The organism is Parasegetibacter sp. NRK P23 (genome assembly GCF_023721715.1).
Lineage (GTDB): Bacteria > Bacteroidota > Bacteroidia > Chitinophagales > Chitinophagaceae > Parasegetibacter.
This window is the reverse complement of the sequence record NZ_JAMDLG010000001.1, coordinates 1,380,841-1,399,286: the sequence shown is the minus strand read 5'-3', so window position 1 is coordinate 1,399,286 and position 18,446 is coordinate 1,380,841. Positions and strand designations below refer to the sequence as shown.

The 18,446-nt window shown below is 48.7% G+C and carries 11 protein-coding genes; 9 read left to right on the top strand and 2 right to left on the bottom strand.

Going from position 1 to position 18,446, the window contains the following annotated elements:
• The first annotated feature begins 13 nt into the window (after nt 1-13).
• The 7 genes from M4J38_RS05575 to M4J38_RS05545 all read left to right on the top strand — a co-directional run bounded on the left by M4J38_RS05575 (nt 14) and on the right by M4J38_RS05545 (nt 13,160).
• A complete protein-coding gene (locus M4J38_RS05575; protein ID WP_251758547.1) occupies nt 14-1,759 on the top strand; it encodes a RagB/SusD family nutrient uptake outer membrane protein in 1,746 nt (581 codons plus the stop codon).
• A 6-nt stretch (nt 1,760-1,765) separates the two neighbouring features.
• A complete protein-coding gene (locus M4J38_RS05570) occupies nt 1,766-4,447 on the top strand; it encodes a glycoside hydrolase family 2 TIM barrel-domain containing protein (RefSeq protein WP_251758546.1) in 2,682 nt (893 codons plus the stop codon).
• Entirely contained in the window at nt 4,447-6,900 is a 2,454-nt protein-coding gene (locus tag M4J38_RS05565) for a glycoside hydrolase family 2 TIM barrel-domain containing protein (protein WP_251758545.1), read from the top strand. The genes M4J38_RS05570 and M4J38_RS05565 overlap by 1 nt, the downstream gene beginning before the upstream one ends.
• Before the next feature lie 12 nt (nt 6,901-6,912).
• The gene (locus M4J38_RS05560; RefSeq protein ID WP_251758544.1) at nt 6,913-9,513 is read left to right on the top strand and encodes an alginate lyase family protein; all 2,601 of its coding nucleotides are present in this window, start codon (nt 6,913-6,915) and stop codon (nt 9,511-9,513) included.
• 17 nt (nt 9,514-9,530) lie between these two features.
• Entirely contained in the window at nt 9,531-10,697 is a 1,167-nt protein-coding gene (locus tag M4J38_RS05555; protein WP_251758543.1) for a glycoside hydrolase family 88 protein, read from the top strand.
• Between the two features lie 210 nt (nt 10,698-10,907).
• On the top strand, nt 10,908-12,770 hold the full coding sequence (locus M4J38_RS05550) for a type VI secretion system amidase effector protein Tae4 (RefSeq protein ID WP_251758542.1): 1,863 nt from the start codon (nt 10,908-10,910) through the stop codon (nt 12,768-12,770).
• Nucleotides 12,771-12,776: 6 nt separating this feature from the next.
• Entirely contained in the window at nt 12,777-13,160 is a 384-nt protein-coding gene (locus tag M4J38_RS05545; RefSeq protein WP_251758541.1) for a hypothetical protein, read from the top strand.
• Between the two features lie 109 nt (nt 13,161-13,269).
• Here the strand turns inward: M4J38_RS05545 and M4J38_RS05540 are convergent, their stop codons facing one another.
• Entirely contained in the window at nt 13,270-15,261 is a 1,992-nt protein-coding gene (locus M4J38_RS05540; RefSeq protein WP_251758540.1) for a glycoside hydrolase domain-containing protein, read from the bottom strand.
• A gap of 323 nt (nt 15,262-15,584) precedes the next feature.
• Between M4J38_RS05540 and M4J38_RS05535 the strand changes: the two genes are divergently transcribed.
• Both M4J38_RS05535 and M4J38_RS05530 read left to right on the top strand, forming a co-directional pair.
• Nucleotides 15,585-16,931, top strand: a complete 1,347-nt coding sequence (locus M4J38_RS05535) for a carbohydrate-binding domain-containing protein (protein ID WP_251758539.1) — start codon at nt 15,585-15,587, stop codon at nt 16,929-16,931.
• Between the two features lie 139 nt (nt 16,932-17,070).
• Entirely contained in the window at nt 17,071-17,724 is a 654-nt protein-coding gene (locus tag M4J38_RS05530) for a hypothetical protein (protein WP_251758538.1), read from the top strand.
• Between the two features lie 10 nt (nt 17,725-17,734).
• On the opposite strand, the gene M4J38_RS05525 is transcribed toward M4J38_RS05530, so the two are convergent.
• A complete protein-coding gene (locus tag M4J38_RS05525; protein ID WP_251758537.1) occupies nt 17,735-18,367 on the bottom strand; it encodes a hypothetical protein in 633 nt (210 codons plus the stop codon).
• Nucleotides 18,368-18,446: the final 79 nt, after the last annotated feature.

Here is an 18,446-nt window from a genome sequence, read left to right as displayed (position 1 = left end):
AAATGATTCCGATATGAAAAAATTACTTTCCATCACCATTGTCGCGGCACTCGTGGTATTGAGCGCCTGCGAGAAGAAGGACCTGCTGGATGTGAAGCCGAATACCGACCTGAACGCCGCCACTACCTTCAACGACAGTGCGCGTACCATCCAGTTCCTGATCGGCACCTACAGCGATATCGCTTTCTCTTTCGGCTACCGCCGCTATACCTATGCAAGCAACATCAGCGCGGGTACCGCGGAAGGATGCGACGAGGCCGTGCACCGGTTAAGTGGGGCCACACAGCCTTTTGTGTTCCTGTTCAACGGTACCATGAACGCCGCCCAGACACAACCATACGAATACATGTGGTGGCGGCCCTGGACCAATATCCGGCGCGCGAATGTATTCCTCGCCAACGTGGAAAATTCCCCGCTTTCACCTGGGTTAAAAACACAGGTGAAAGCCGAGGCCCGTTTCCTCCGCGCCTGGTACTATTCTATCCTGCTCAAAAATTTCGCCGGCATACCGCTGATTGGCGACAGGGTATTTGATGCTTCTGACCAGATCGATATGCCACGGAATACCTACGAAGAATGCGTGGATTATATCACCGGAGAAATGGATGCCATCGCCAACGATCTTCCGCTGGAACACGATGCGCTTAATTATGGAAGGATTACCCGCGGCGCCTGTCTGGCCCTGAAGGCAAGGGTGTTGTTGTACGCCGCGAGTCCGCTTTTTAACGGAGGCAGCGTGGCTGAAAATGAGGAACTGAAAAAAATCACCGCATACCCAGCCTTCGACCAGCAACGCTGGAAGAAAGCCGCGGATGCCGCCAAAGCAGTGATTGACCTGAACCACTACGCATTGTACGAAGACAATACCACCGCCCCGGGCTATGGATTCTCACGGGTTTTCCTGCTGCGGAAAAACACGGAATACATTCTTCCCGGCATGCAAACACCCAATAAAACCATGGAAGGATTTGCGTTGCCCAGGTCCAGAACGAACGGCACCACGCAAACCGCGCCTTCTCAGAACCTGGCCGAAGCATTCGGTATGAAAAACGGAAAACCCATTACCGACCCCACTTCGGGATATAACCCCAACAATCCTTTCGTGGACCGCGATCCCAGGTTCAATTACACTTTTATCTATAACGGCACACTCTGGTATTCTTCCGGCACGGGCAACAAAGCGCCGCTCTACACCTACGATGGCGCACCCAACGACGGGTACAGAACCGTGGCCTGGTCTACCGGTTACTGGTGGCGGAAAATGATGGACGACAATACCGCAGGCAACGCCGGCCCCAATACAGAACGGTGTTTGCCGCTGATCCGCTTCGCGGAAATACTGCTCAACTACGCCGAAGCGAGCAATGAAATGGACAATACCGCCGAAGCGTATGAACAACTGAAGCTGATCCGCAAACGCGCGGGTATTATACCTGGCGCTGACGGACTTTACGGGCTGAAACCCAACATGACAAAAGCTGAAATGCGCACTGTGCTCCAGAACGAACGTATGGTGGAACTGGCGTATGAGGACCACCGTTACTGGGACGTGCGCCGCTGGAAAATTGCCCATGAAACACAAAACGTGACCATGAAGGCCATGAAAGTGACAAGGGTAAACGCTACCACATATACTTATGAAGTAGTGCCCATCAATGTGAACGCGCAACACGTTTTCAAAGACGCCAATTACCTGTTCCCGATTATGCAGACTGAACTGGGTAAGAACAAGAACCTTGTACAAAACCCAGGTTATTGAGTGTTCATGAAGAAAAGTACCCTACAGTACCAGCTTTCTTTTGCCCTGGTATTGCTCGTTTCCGGCCTTCGCGGCCAACCGGGAATTACAAAAGGATTGAATGAAGGCTGGCTGTTCTCCAATGATACCCTTGCAGCACCCATTCCGTCCAACGCCACGATGAAATGGGCAACCATTAACCTGCCGCACACCTGGAACACAACAGACGTGCTGGATGATGCGGCAGGTTACCATCGTGGTACCGGATGGTATAAAAAATACATTCCAGTAGATCCTTCCTGGCGCGATAAAGCAGTCTTCCTTTTTTTTGAAGGTGCCAACCAGGTAACGGACGTATATATTAACCGTCAGTATGCGGGAAAACACACCGGGGGATATACCCGTTTTTTCATGCCCGTATCCCGGTTTTTGGACGGAAAAAAAGCGGAACTGCTGGTGAAGGTGAACAATGCCCATGATGAGACGGTTCCGCCTTTATCTGCAGACTTCACATTTTACGGCGGACTCTACCGTGATGTTTGGTTGCTGGCACTGAACAAAGTTCATTTTACCGTGGATACGCTGCTGGGGTCCAGGACGTTTTTTGTGGAAACACCCGAAGTGGACAGCAATCGCGCGACTTTGCGCATCCGTTCGGCCATTTCCAATACAACTGCACGGGCGCAGCAACTGCGCCTTGTAACAACACTTTTTGATGCGCAGGGGAAAAAAGTATCCTCCTATGCGAAGCGTATACAACTCCCGCCTGGAAAGCAAATTGGATTAGTAACCGATCTTCCTGCCTTGAAGGAACCGCACCTCTGGAGTACAGATGATCCTTACTTGTACAGGGTAGAATCCGTTGTACAAACGGAGCAGGGGGAAATCCTGGATAGGTTATCCGCGCCGGTTGGTTTCCGGTGGTTCCGTTTCGATGCGGCGCAAGGGTTCTTCCTGAACGGGAAGCCTTTAAAGCTCATCGGTACCAGCAGGCACCAGGACTATGCCGGAATGGGCAATGCGGTTCCGGCAGCGCTCGCCCGTAAAGATGTGGCCTTGCTCAAAGCAATGGGGGGCAACTTTTTGCGCGTGGCGCATTACCCGCAACATGCAGCGGTGCTGGAAACCTGCGACCGCCTGGGCATTCTGGCTTCAGTGGAAATCCCCATCGTGAACGAAATCAGTGAAACCGAAGCGTTCAGCAAAAATTCGATACACATGCTGAAGGAAATGATGGCGCAAAACACCAACCATCCCAGCGTGATCATCTGGGCCTCTATGAATGAGGTTTTGCTGAAGCCACGCTTCAATAACGATACCGCCAGAAAAAGGATTTATGTCTCCCATATTACACAGCTCGCCAAAAAACTGGACAGCACGCTCCGGAAAAATGATCCCTATCGTTACACCATGCTGGCCCACCACGGTGATTTTGAGGGATACAAACGTGCAGGATTAACCGAAATTCCGATGTTGGTGGGCTGGAACCTTTATTCCGGCTGGTATGGTGGTAACCTCACCGCTTTCCCGGCCTTCCTGGAGAGGCACAGGAAGGAACTGCCCGACAAACCCTTGCTGGTAACCGAATATGGAGCTGATGCTGACCCCCGCATCAGGAGCCTGGAGCCTGTCCGTTTCGACAAAAGCGTGGAATATACCACCGCATTCCACCAGTATTACCTGCGCGAAATGATGAATCGTCCCTATGTGGCCGCGGCCATGATATGGAATCTGGCCGATTTTAATTCTGAAACACGCGGGGAAACGATGCCGCACATCAACAACAAAGGATTGCTGCAAACGGACCGTACACCAAAAGATCCTTATTTCTTTTACAAAGCGGCGCTGGAAAAAACGCCTTACCTGAAAATCATGTCCGGTACCTGGAAATACCGTACGGGCATAACCGATAGCGCCACAGCAATAAGTATGCAGCCGCTGGAAGTGGCGAGCAACCTCGATTCCCTGGAGCTCGTCTGGAATGGGAAAAAAATGGGCAAAAAGAAAGTGACGGATTTCACCTGCTCCTGGAACCTGCCCTTCCGGAACGGAATAAATGAAGCACTGGTGTACGGAGAAAAGAACGGCACACGCTTCAGCGACCAGGAGCGTATCGTTTTCAACGCGGTCCCGTTCAATTTAGATCATGCTGACCTTCCTTTTAGCGAAGTAAACCTCTTATTGGGTGGTAATCGTTATTACATTGACGAAACCAATAAAACCAATTGGATTCCGGCAAAACCTTATGCTAAAGGCAGCTTCGGTTACATTGGCGGAACACCTTATAAGATGCCCGGGAACAATCGTCTGCCTTATGGAACAGATAAAAACATATCAGGTACCGAAGATGATCCCGTTTACCAGACCCAGTTAACGGGCATTCAATCGTTCCGGCTCGATGTGCCGCCGGGGAAATATGAGGTCGCGCTTCATTTTGCGGACTTCACCGGTGTTCAAACGCTTGATCTTGTTTACAACCTGCAATATTCACCCGTTGCGGAGCAACGATCCCCCCGTATTTTTGATGTATTGGTCAATAACGTGCTTTTTCTTCCTTCCCTCGATATAGTGGCGGAAGTGGGAATTGGCGCGGCCCTTGTTAAAACGACCACTTGCGAGGTGAGCGGGAATGAAGGCATACATATTGTCTTCCGCGCCATAAAAGGCGATCCCATACTCAATGCCCTCCGGGTCACAAAATTATATTGATGAAGAGATTGCTTTGCCTGCTGTTCCTTTTACCCGTTTTCTTTTTCACTGAAGCACAGGTTTCCACCCGTTTGAATTCCGGATGGGAATTCCTCCGCCAGGACCTGGGCGGCATTTGGGAAGCCGTTCGCCCGGTGGCGAAAGGTAGTCCCGAAAGTGTACCGTTGTGGAAAAATGTCGGGTTGCCACATTGTTCTTCCGAAGGAAATGAAGTGGACCCAGACAACAATTATTACCAGGGTCCGGCATGGTACAGAACACAACTTGCTATCAGTAATCCCTATTCGAAAGGAAGGACCTTACTGCATTTTGAAGGCGCCGGACAAAAAACCGAAGTATATGTGTACACCACAAAAGTGGGTGCGCATGTGGGGGGATACGATGAGTTCACAGTCGATATTACCGATGCGGTGCAGGCATTTTCTTCCACTGAAATATGCAGGAAACAATTTGGGGGCAAGATACCCGTGAGCATCCGCACGGACAATTCCAGAGACCTGGAAATGATTCCTTCCTCTATGTCGGATTTTATGGTGTACGGCGGTATTTACCGGTACCTGAACCTGGTTTATGTACCGGAAGTTTCAATAGAAAGAATTTTCGCGAAACCCGTATTGGATGCGAAGTTGAATAAAGCAACAGTACAGTTGGAGGGTCGGTTTTATGCTCCCGGCATTTCAGGGAATGCAAAAGTGGAGGTGCTGCTGCGTTCCCCGGAAGGAAAGGTTCTGCAACAGCAAGCACTTGAGGTGCCTGTAAAAGAAGGGAGCGTAGCGCTCACGGGGTTTACCGTTTCAAAACCTTTGCTTTGGAGCACCGATGCGCCGGCTTTGTATGAAGTGGAAGTTTCGGTGAGTTATAACGGATCGAAACATGCGCTGAAAGAGAAGATCGGTTTCCGGAAAGCGGAATTTGTTCCGAAAGGTCCGTTCCTCCTGAATGGGAAAAGATTGTTGCTGCGTGGAACACACCGCCATGAAGATGGCGCGGGTGTTGGCGCGGCGCTTACTGAATCTATGATAAGGCAGGAAATGCTGCTGATGAAAGCAATGGGCGTGAACTTCATCCGCCTGGGGCATTACCAGCAATCCAGGATCGTACTGGACCTTTGTGATAGCCTGGGCATATTGGTCTGGGAAGAAATTCCCTGGTGCCGTGGCGGGCTGGGCGGCGAAGTGTACCAAACGCAGGCGAAACGTATGCTTACCAATATGGTGGAACAACATTTCAACCACCCGGCCATCATCATCTGGGGTATGGGCAATGAGAACGACTGGCCCGGCGATTTTCCCGAATTCAGCGAATCTAAAATCCGTGCTTTCATGAAGGAACTGCACGATCTTGCTCACCAACTGGATCCTTCACGACTAACGGCCATCCGCAGGTGTGATTTCTGCAAAGATATCGTGGATGTATATTCTCCTTCGATATGGGCGGGATGGTACCGTGGTATTTATACTGAATATAAAGCCACTTCCGAAAAAGAGTTCAACCGCGTGAACCGCTTTCTGCACGTGGAATGGGGCGGTGATAGTCACCAGGGCAGGCACGCGGAAAACCCCGACAATGCTTTGCAACAGATCAAACCGGGTCAGGGTAACGATGAAAGAACAGGAGACGCTTCGCTGTATGGCGGCGGGGCCCGCGTTTCAAAAGATGGGGACTGGAGCGAAAGTTATATCGCCAACCTTTTCGACTGGCACCTGAAGGAACAGGAAACCATGCCCTGGCTCACGGGCACCGCGCAGTGGGTGTTCAAAGATTTCGCCACGCCGCTCCGACCCGAGAACCCGGTACCATACGTAAACCAGAAAGGCGTATTGGGAAGGGATATGTCGAAGAAAGAAAGTTATTATATCTTTCAATCGTATTGGACCGAAAAACCCATGGCGCATATTTACGGTCATTCGTGGCCGGTACGCTGGGGAAACGAAGAAGAACTGAAAATGCTGAAAGTTTACTCCAATTGCGAGGCCGCGGAATTGTTCCTGAATGGAAAGAGTCTGGGAAAAAAGAAAAGAAACAGCAGTGACTTTCCCGCAGCCGGTTTGCGTTGGTCCGCACAGTTTCAGCCCGGAAAAAATGAAGTGAAAGTAATTGCTGTCAAAGGAAAAGAAACCGTAACGGATAGCATCAGTTTCATTTACCAAACGGAAACCTGGGGCAAGCCCGCGCACCTGCAACTGACAAAAATTGCAGAAACGGAAGACAGCGCCACCGTAGAGGTAAAACTGCTGGACGCCAACGGGATACTTTGTCTGGATGCCGCTGATTACATACGGTTTTCCCTGGCGGGCAACGGAAAGCTGGCCGATAACCTTGGTACGGCCACCGGCGCACGATTGGTACAGGCGTATAACGGGCGGGCAGTCATCTCTATTCAGAAAAACAAAGGGAAGAACGTAGTAGCCGCCCACAACACACAATTGGGGACCGTGTTTCTTTCCCTGTAAATCGGATCGTACATGAAAACGTTTTGCGCTATACTATTGCTCCTTTTTTGCTGCAACCAGGCTTTCCCGCAATCCTGGAGCAGCAAACATGTTTACTTCAATAAAGAAGGATACTTAAAATACACGCCCGATCAATATGGGAATACGATTCCTGTTTTTAGTGCCGTCGGTTATTCGGGCAATAGAAAAGATATTCCCGTTGTGCCAACGGTAAAAACAATTACACCGGTAAAAGGAGACAATACCGCGCATATTCAGCGGGCCCTGAATGAAATAGCCTCTATGCCACTGGATACACATGGGTTTCGTGGAGCGCTTTTGCTGAAGAAAGGAACTTATCCCATTGCCGGAACGGTCCGCATTGCCGCAAGCGGTGTAGTGTTGCGGGGGGAAGGGGAAGAAACGATCCTGCTGGCCACGGGAAAGGAGCAACGCAACCTCGTTTCCATCAACGGTTCGGGTGCGCGCAAAGAAATTAATGGTTCGCGGAGGCGCATCCTGGACAAATACCTGCCAACGGGCACATTTACTTTCCGGGTTTCATCAACGGAAGGCTGGAAGGTGAACGATAAGATCGTCGTGTTCCGTCCGGGAACAAAAGCATGGATATCTGCTTTGAAGATGGACCAGATCGCGGTACGGGACAGCACCTCCAAACAATGGGCACCCGCGGAATATGACCTCCATTTTGAAAGAACGATCACGGCCATCGAAGGAGACAGGATCACCATTGATGCACCATTGATGATGCCGTTGGAAGAAAAATTCGGCGGCGGCGAAGTATACCAATACAGTTTTGAAGGGAGGATCAGCCAGGTTGGGGTGGAGCATTTGTCATGTGTATCTGAATTTGCCCATGCTACCGATGAGGAACATGCGCGCACTGCTGTGTATGTGAACCGTGCTGAACAGGGCTGGGTGCAATATGTAACCGCGAAACATTTTGTGTTTTCGTGTGTGGACCTCGGTCATCTCTCCAAAAACTTCACGGTACAATACTGTCGCTCACTGGAGCCGAAATCACCAATCACAGGGGGCAGAAGGTATTCCTTCAACAACGACGGACAGTACCACCTTGTGCAACATTGTTACGCCTCCGAAGGACGTCATGATTTTGTGACCGGTGCCCGTGTTTGCGGTCCCAACGTGTTTTTCCATTGCAAGGCGGAAAACACCCATGCCGATATTGGTCCTCACCACCGCTGGGCCGTGGGTACTTTGTACGACAACATTGTTACCGATGGCGAAATAAATATCCAGGACCGGGGCAACTGGGGAACGGGGCACGGATGGGCCGGAGTTACGCAGGTATTGTGGCATTGCACGGCCCCCAAAGCAGCGGTGCAGAACCCCTGGGTGTCGGGGTACAATTACAGCATCGGGTTAAAAGGTACACGGTATGAAGGAAGATTAAAGGGCCGCCTGAACGGCGAATGGGAAGGATTGAATAAAACCGGACTTACACCAGCCTCCTTATACAGGGCGCAGCTGGAAGAGGAAGAAAGAAGGGAAGATTCTGTTTATAAAGCGGCGCGCGAAACACTGCAAAAGCAGGTCTTAAAAGATGCGGCGGCGGCCCTGCAACTGGAGCCCGTTACCATTACGGCCCACAGCTCCGTGCGAAGCGCCGGTGGCCCCCATGATTTTTTCTCCGAAGGGGATTACTGGTGGCCGGATCCGGCTTCGCCTGATAGCCCGTACATTCAGAAGGATGGTCTTTCCAACCCGGATAATTTTACAAAGCACCGGGAAGTAATGATCCGCTTCAGCAAGGTACTGGGATCGCTGGCTTCGGCGTACAGAATTGCGCCGCGAACGGAATATGTGGTCCATGCCGTGAAACACGCGCGGGCCTGGTTCTCCGATTCGGCAACATACATGTATCCTTCGTTACTGTATGCCCAGGCCATCAAAGGACGGGTTACAGGAAGGGGCATAGGCATCATTGATGCCATTCAGCTCATGGAAGTGGCGCAGGCGCTGTACGTGATGCGCGATGATCCCGCAATGGATGAAGAGACTTACTACGGTTTTCAGCAATGGTTCTCCCGGTACCTTCAGTGGCTCCGCACACACCCTTACGGGATCGATGAAATGAATGCGAAGAACAACCATGGCACCTGCTGGGTGATGCAGGCGGCCGTATTCGCGAAATTCACGGGCAACAACGAAGTGATGCGTTTCTGCATGGACCGGTACAAAAATGTATTGCTGCCCGCTCAAATGGAGCAGGATGGCAGCTTTCCGCTGGAACTGAAAAGAACCAAACCTTACGGCTATTCTATTTTTAACCTGGATGCCATGGCCACCATCTGCCAGGTGCTTTCGACGCCGGAGGATGAGCTCTGGAACCATCATACAGCGGACGGAAAGAACATCAGGAAAGGCATCAGTTTTCTGTATCCCTTTATGGCCGATAAAAGCAAATGGCCCTATCCGCAGGATGTGATGTATTGGAACCAATGGCCGGTGGCGCAGCCCTTCCTGCTTTTTGGCGCCAACGCTTTCGGTGAAAAAAACTGGCTGAACACCTGGAAAAAACTGGAACATAATCCGTCTGAAAAAGAAGTGATCAGAAATTTACCTGTTCGTCACCCGCTGATATGGCTTTAATCATTCATACCATTCAAATGAAAAAAATACTTACGGTAGCCTCAGTTGTACTAACATTTTCCGCTGCCGCGCAAAAGATCAATACAAAGCAAATCATCCGCGAAGCGGAACAACAAACATTGTTATTGCTGAAAGAAACGGAAGCGATACGTGTCGCAAAGCCCAATCTCGTCGCGCCCCGCACCTACGAACACGGCGAATTGAAACTGGTGCCTTCCCGCGACTGGACCAGCGGCTTCTTCGCCGGGGAACTCTGGATGTTGTACGCGTTCACCAAAAATAAAATTTGGCAACAACAGGCTGAAAAATACACAGCGCTCCTGGAGCAGGAAAAATGGAACGCGGGCACCCACGATATGGGGTTCAAAATGTATTGCAGTTACGGTACCGGGTATGCGCTTACAAAGGATACCGCTTATAAAAATGTGCTCATCCGGTCCGCGAAAACACTCGCATCCCGCTTCCATCCGAAGGTGGGCGCCATCCGCTCCTGGGATCATCACAAGGAAGTATGGCAGTTTCCCGTGATCATCGACAACATGATGAACCTTGAACTGCTTTTCGCCGCCACCCGCTTAACCGGGGATTCTTCTTTCTATAACATCGCGGTAAGCCACGCGAACACCACGCTTAAAAATCATTTCCGTTCCGATAACAGTTCCTTCCACGTCATAGATTACGATACCCTTACCGGCGCCGTTCTCCAGAAGAATACCCACCAGGGCCACGCGCATACTTCCGCCTGGGCCCGCGGACAGGCCTGGGGATTGTACGGCTATACCATGTGTTACCGTGAAACAAAGGATCCAACGTATTTACAGCAGGCTGAAAAAATAGCGGCTTTCTTCTTTTCGCATCCCAACCTGCCCGAAGATGCCGTTCCTTACTGGGACTTTAACGCGCCCGATATTCCCAATGCCCCAAGAGATGCTTCCGCCGCCGCCGTAATGGCTTCCGGTTTATATGAACTTTCCGGGTACAGCAAAAATGGAAAGCAGTACAGGAAGTACGCGGATAAAATAATGAGCAGTCTTATGAAATATTACCGTTCACCAATAGGCGAAAACAAAGGATTTATTTTGGTGCACAGCACGGGCAATCTTCCTTCTAACGGAGAAATAGATGTGCCGATCAATTATGCTGATTATTATTTTTTGGAAGCGTTGGGGCGCCGGGAGAAGTAAACAGCCCCGCGAAAAACACCCAGCGATTATGCCAAATCTATATTGCTAACTTGACATGGTCTAAATTGGAAAATAATCTTTCGAAGATATTTTGGTACATTGACTATAATTTATATTTTAACGTATTACTTTGATGCACTTTCTGCACCGATCAGCTGAAGGTCTTAAGGTAACTTGTTTCATTTAGCCCTTACCATATAAACCTTATTTATGAAGCAAAACATACCCGTTTTTGTCTTTTTTTCTAGTTTATTTTTATTTCTAGCTTGCAAAAAAATAGCCGATCCAGGTAATTCAATTAAAATTCAAAATCATAATCTTTCAATTGAGGAAGCTAAAAAGCATTTCGAGTCCGTTATTTCTTCATCAAATCAGAATTCATCCGCGCTTTATACCGCACGTTTTTCAAGTCACAAAATACCACGTTGGAATTCAGCCAGGAAAAAAATTATGCATCAAGGCAGCGTTGCGGTCATTGTTCCATTACAAAAGAGCGGAAGCTATATCCAGGTGAGCAATAAGAAAATGATGCATTTCGGTTTTCTAAATTACATGTTGATGTATAAGGACACTTTGAATGCTATTGTTACGGAATGGGTTCAGTTGAAACCATCCGAAAACTGGATATTCTCAAGAAAGTCTAGAAAATATGATGGTAACATACTTGTTAAAAATTGGGATGGGAAACTAAAAAAAGTATATAGCTACGATGATGGGCAACTATTGGCAACTAATAAAAGAAAATCGCCAATTCTGAATGCACCATTAACTAGGATGAATAATGAAGATGATCCTTGGGAAGAGGACGATGATCCTGAAGAGAACGAAGACGACCTTTGTTTCGTTACACAAACGATAACTGTTGTCAAAACACCTAAAAAGTGTCCTTGTATGGAGCATACTTATGAGCAATATGATGCATGTAATTGCTATCAAAAACCTGAGCCAGGAGAAAACATCTCATATACTTTAACGTACGAAATCGACTGTCCTGAAATTCCAGAAGATCCGCCATCTGGAGGAGGAGGTGGAAATAATGGCGGGGGAGAAACACCTGCCCCAGGCGAAACAGGTGGTGGTGGTGGCGCCGGAGGGGAAGATTATCCACCGCTTAGTTGCAACCCTGATCCAAACTATGAAGTGCCCACGGATCCGCCACCACCGGGAACCGAGTATATTCTTCCTTGTAGTGAACTTGAACTTCCGGTTGACGATCTTCCGCAAGATTGGGGAGTAGATTTTTCAACTGATGCCGATAGGTTAATCGCCTTTTATAATCAGGATTCCGATCCTTCGATGCATCTAGGTACAGAAGAATCAAATTGGATTTATGAACATCCAGCAGAAGTAGCCCAACTACTGCAATACATGAGTACAGAAGATGAAAGTGTGAAAGAATTTGGTCGTTGGGCTATATTGTTCCTGACGCAAAATGAAGAACTAAATTTTGAGATTTTTAGAAATAAATACCTGACGCCATTTGTTGTGGGCTTCGACGGGGCCGGGGAATATCTTGATAACGAATTCTGGAATGATCCCACTTTAAGCTTTCCTCCTCAGCAACTACCAACTCTTGCACAATTTGATGCAGCTTATCCAAGGAGTAACGGGGGACCAATGTTAAGTACAGATGTCTATATCCAGATTGGAGGGCAGGTTCTTGCTAATCATCAAGCAGACCCCATAAGCTTTAGTAACGCTTGCGCGCTGCGAGTTTCACGGGCTTTAAACAATTCCGGAATAACAATACCCGCAATCAGTAACAAGACCCTAACTGGAGCCGATGGTAAAAATTACTTTTATCGTGCGCATGATTTAGCTGCATGGATGAGGAAAACCTTTACTACATACCTAACAGTAACAGGTACTCAGGGCGGGGAATTTGGTCAGAATTTTGATTCATACCTTGCCGGCAAAAAAGGAATTTATATCATGATCCCAAATTATCCTGCAAAATTTGGTGCAAGCGGTCACGCTGATTTCTGGGATGGAATAAAGTGTGTAAATGGATGTTACTTTAACCTAAGTAAATATGGAGGCGTATATAGGGTTTATTTTTGGGAACTAAATTAATTTAGTATGCGATATATATTATTAGCATTGTCTTTTACAATAATTGGCTGTTCGGTTCAGAAAAAGCAGCCGCTAAAGGACTATTGGATTTCAACGTACAAAAATATAGCATTCATCGCTGCCATAAAAATGGCACATCCAAACTTAGAAAAAAGCGACATTTCTCCAGGTGTAAATTTCAGTCTGATTGGAAGTGACGCTTTTGCAAGCGAGGCAGACAGCTTGGGCAAAGCATTTTATAATTCCATCATTCCACCCATGTTGTATAAAGAGCAAAATCTGAAGGCGGCTCTGAATGAGTCTTTAGCTTTTTATAAGAGTAAACGTCTTGACAAACTGGCAAGATCTGCCTTCAAAAGGTTTAAGGATAAGGAGAAAGCGTTTCGTTAAAGTAGGAGCGCTTGGATGGAACCAATAACAGAACAGAAATGCAGCGTGTTACCCTTATCGCATAAGCTATTTCTTTCGTGGTTCCACAGCGCTGGGGTGGTTGTACGAGCTACTCCATCCCACTCACCCAAACCTCCCCGAAAGCCTCCTTCACCGGTTCCTCTGAAACCGTGATCTCCAGTTCTCCGCCCTTTAAAATCTCTTCATGCAAAAGATAATTTCGCTTCAGCCGTTTTCCATTCAGTACTACTGAAGCGATATACTTATTGGATGCGGAAAAATTCTTTACCTTAATATGGAAGGGTTTTTTCCCGCCCCAGGTAAAACGTACCGAAGGAAACAACGGCGCATGCAGGTAATATACCGGTTCTCCCACGCAGGCCGGTGAAATGCCCGATGCGGCGAAGATGAACCAGGCCGATAGGGCGCCGGCATCATCGTCCATAGTGCGGATATAGGCTTTGGGTTCATTCTTATAAATTCGGTCTACAAAGGGATCAATGCCGCGGCTGTTGTCGTTAAAATAGTACTGCACCACGGTATCAATGGCATAGGCGTGTACCAGTGCCTGCGATTTCCAGGGTTGTGTGGTGGCGTTGTAAAGGAACGGCACCTGGATATCGGGTTCGTTCGCATGGTTGTAGAGGTCGCGTTCAAAGAAGGTGTCTAGTTGTTGGATGAATGTTGTTTCGCCGCCCGCCAGTTCTATCAGCCCTTTCACATCGAAAGGAACGAACCAGCGGTATTGCCAGATGGTGCCCTGGTAGAGCCCGCGGGCCTGCATGCGGTCCACGTCGGGTTTCGAAATGTCTTTAAAATCCTTCTCCCAATAAGTTTTGTACGTCCACGCCTTGTCGCGGAACAGCAGGGCTTCTTCTTTTCTGCCTAGTGTATCCAGTATTTTGGAAAGCGCCCAAGCGTCATAGCAGGATTCCAGCGCTTTATCGGGACGGGAATAATCGAGGTTGGACACTTCTTTCACAATAGAGTCCACGATAGCGTTGAAGGGAAGTGAAACCCCTTTGCGCAAAGCATCCAGCAATACTACTACGGCGTGTTCGGTGCGTACCGTATTGGAAGGTTCATGTTGCGTGGCGTAGTCTTTTTTCCCGAAGCGGTACAGGTTGGCGATGGAGTTGGCCATGCCCCGGAACTGTTGTGGCCACGCGATGGAGACCAGGGGCAGTTGTGTGCGGTAATTGTCCCAGATGGCCCATCCGTTGTACATGGTGTCTTTTGAGTTTTGCAGCGTGCCATCGTTGCCCCGGAAGCTGCCGTCTTTTTCTGAAATAATGTAGGGCGATTGAATGGTGCGGTACAACAATGAATAGAACAATTTCTTCCTTTCAGGATCACCTTCCACTTTTATGGCACCCAGCATATTGTTCCACGCAGTAAACGCAGCGGAGCGGAGTTGGGAGAAGGTTTGTGCGGGCAACGCCTGTTTCGCGTGTTCAACATCCACGGAAGAGAAAGCTACTTTTACATACACTTCTTTGCTGTCGGTTTTCGGCAATACGGTATACCGGTGTTCCGATACTTTGTTCCAGGCTACCGCTTCTGAAAATGACATGGCGAAATACACCCTGTATTTACCCGCGTTACATGTAGTGGTGGATTCTATCCATCCGTTGATAGAATTGCCATCAATATTATGTTCCTCGGCTACGAACCGGTTGGAAAGGGTATGGTCGAGGTTCAGTTCAAATCCTTTGTGGTGGTCGGGAAAAGTATAGTGGTGCATGCCTGATTTTTCCACTACCGTCATTTCGGCGGAGATGCCATTGGTGAACTGCACATTGTAGTAACCTGGCGCTGCTTTTTCTGTTTGCTTCCACAGGATATGCTCTTTGTTTGGAATGAATGGTTTGATCAGCATATTGCCGCCACTTCCCGTGCAGCCCACGCCTTCAAATCGGTTGTGCGTAAAGCCGAGGAACTTTTTAGCGTTGTATTCATAACCCGTATGGGTATTCGGATAAGTTTGTGGTCCTATACTCATCATGCTGAAGGGATAGGATGCGGCAGGAGAAAGCTGTCCGTGGTCGCCGGAGGTGCCGAGGAACACATTCACGAACTGGGCTACATTATCAGAAGCCATGTTTTGAGCCGTTGAACAAATGGCGGAACAAAGGCATAGAAAGAAAAGAATGCGTTTCATTGTTGATAGGTGTGGCTGTAAAGAAAGCATGAATACTATTTCCGATCGGATGGATTTAGGATGTATTAACAATGTTAAAGCTATGCAAAATGGATGACCGGCTATGTTATCTATATTTGAATTTTTTTTGTTAAAGCCTTGTTACCAAAGGGTTTTATTTAAAGCGTACCCCTTCGTTCACCGGGATATTAGGCCCAACTACCGATACTGTATTCCCGCTTTTTCTGAATGGTTGTTCTTTCGTACAAACAACACGCTTTACCATGAACAAACGAACAACCATACTTTGCGCGGTTCTCCTGCAGGCAGGATTGCTGTTCAGTTCCTGCAATAAGGATGATTCGCAAGAAAACGAAGAAACAACCGTTACCCTTCCGGGAAGTAACGTGGAAGAAGATGATGATTATACGCTGAATACATCCGGTGCCACAGTGATTACATTGAATCAGACATCCATTTCCATTTCAGGAACGGGGGCCACCGCCAGTGGTACCACGGCCACCATTACGGAAGCGGGTACCTACCGGGTGGTGGGCACATTGTTGTCGGGGCAACTGGTCGTGAACGCGGACACATCCGATAAGGTGAAGATTATGTTGGATGGCGCGTCTGTTACCGGATCCGGCGACGCGCCAATCAGGGTGAAAAGCGCTTCGAAAACCATCCTCTACCTGATGCCGGGAACCATATCTTCGCTTACAGATGCCAGTGGGAACGCTTCGGAGGCCGTCGTTTACAGTGCCTCCAACCTGTCGGTATTCGGAACGGGAACACTTTCGGTGAACGCGAAGGAGGATGCTGGCATCGACGCGGAAGGCGGCATTATTCTGAAAGAAGGAACGTTCTCCATTACCTCAGCGGGTTCAGCCATTAAAAGCAGCGACAATGTTACTGTTGATGGCGGCACCTATACCCTTGCCGCAGGCAACGATGGACTGCATGCGGATGCCGCGCTGAACATTAATGGCGGGAATATAACCATCACGAAAAGTGAGGAAGGACTGGAAGGCGAAGTGATCACCATCACGGGCGGCGAGGCGCGCCTTGTTTCCACAGACGATGGACTGAACGGTTCGTCCGACACCGATGCCACCTGCTACCTCTACATGAAAGGCGGGTACCTTTATATCAATGCGGGTGGCGATGGCGTGGATGTGAACGGTTCCATCGAAATGAGCGGGGGAACCATTATCGTGGATGGCCCTACTTCCAATGCGGATGGCCCGATTGACTATGACAATTCATTCAAGATGACTGGCGGCTACCTGTTGGCGGTGGGTAGTTCGGGTATGGCGCAACTGCCTGGCGCTACTTCCACACAACCATCGGTGCTGGTTACATTCGGCAGCAGTTTGCAAGCGGGCACATTGGTAAACATCAGCAATGCGGCGGGTACTAACATTCTTACTTATGCGCCCGCCAAAGCATACCAGTCTGTGGTGTTGTCTTCTCCCGCGCTGGTTGCCGGAACTTCTTATTCGGTGTATACAGGAGGAACGGCAACAGGTTCCCTGCTGGATGGATTGTACAGCAGCGCCATTTATACCGGGGGCACGTTGAGAACAGGTTTTACAATAAGCAGTGTGGTAACGAAGATTGGTGCGAATTGAGTGAGGGTTTGAAGAAGAAAGCGGCCGCCTGATGGTGGCCGTTTTTCTTTGGTACATTTGGGTGTTAACAATCTGTTTAAGGTTGATTAACAATTGAGCATAGATTTCGGCAATACATTTATGGTTCAACTTAAACCTTATGCCGCATTCAGTATCTTTCAACAGGGCCTCCTTACTTTTATCCATTGTTTTACTGTTTTGTTTCCATCTGATCTGTGGGTGTACCGATAACTCCTGTGAAACTACAGAAGCGCGTGGAGAAGCCGCCCGCGCTTCCATCCTCAAATACGATTCGCTGGCACCCAACACATTTATCGTTGTACCGGATTCGCTCCTGTTGTCCAGTACCAGGGCCGTGGAATCGGAGCTAAACGAATTAAAAAACGAGGGATGGCTCACCTACGCGCTGGTGGATAGCGGAATAGAACGGCGGGTGCTCTCCCGGCCAGACCTTAAGCAGCTGCCGGATTCATTGGTATTCTACCATTACCTCCTTCATTGGAACAAGCAGCTGGACGCTTTCCATATACCAACAGCAAAGCCCGTACAGGTGTGGGATTTGAGTCTATTCGGGAAACAGTACAACACGGAGTTTCGTTTTACGGCCCGCCACCTTCGTGCGGGCGTGATGACTTTTCCAGATGTAAGCAAGTTGTACTTCAGGCAAACCTGCGACAGTATGTTTTTTGAATATGCCTACGAAATTCACCAGGTGCATCCGTTGGCGCGTATGGTGGGAATGCCCGCGTTTATAAAGGGGGAAAGAAGAGCGGGTATGCCTTTTAAACAATAGTGTTTCGTGATTAATTGGCGGTGGTCAGGGTTGCTTTTTTTCCCACCATAAAATCTTCCTTTTTCGTAAAATATTCCACCCACAACACCAGAATCATAGAGCAGATGAGCGATACTTTCTGCATAATAGCCAGCATGATCCAATCGCCGGAACCATATAGAAACAGGGTGTAATAAAACATCAACATGAAAAGTATACAGGCGACTTTCAACAGGTGCAGCTTCGTTCTTAAAATGAATACGGTAATGTAAAACAGGCCCAGCAGCGAAAGCGTGCTGGAGATCGTTACCATACTATCGTGCCATGGCGTGACAATCAGGAAGCTGAACAGCATATTGGTGTAACCCACAATCTTCAGGACCAAAGCCGCGTGGCGGGAAGGCATTTTCTGCGCCGTATGCAGAAAAAAGATGCCATTACCTATGGCGTGAAACGCCATCCCGATGATGGCCCATATCCTCGAAGCATTATCCGCTCCGTTCAGCGCTTTCTCTCCGAAGAGATTGCTGATGAAGTTCCTGTTCCAGATAAATCCAATGGAGTTTTTATCCTGGATGGAACCGCCGGGGTAAAGATAGGCCGCAATGAAGAGCAGTGCCATAGAGATGATGGTGCACAGTAGTACAATGTATTTTTTTGCCATGTTGCCTGGTGTTGGGTGGACGAGGAACAAAATAGCAAATATCCTGTAAAGATGAAATGGTCTCGCCCCCTGAAACTCC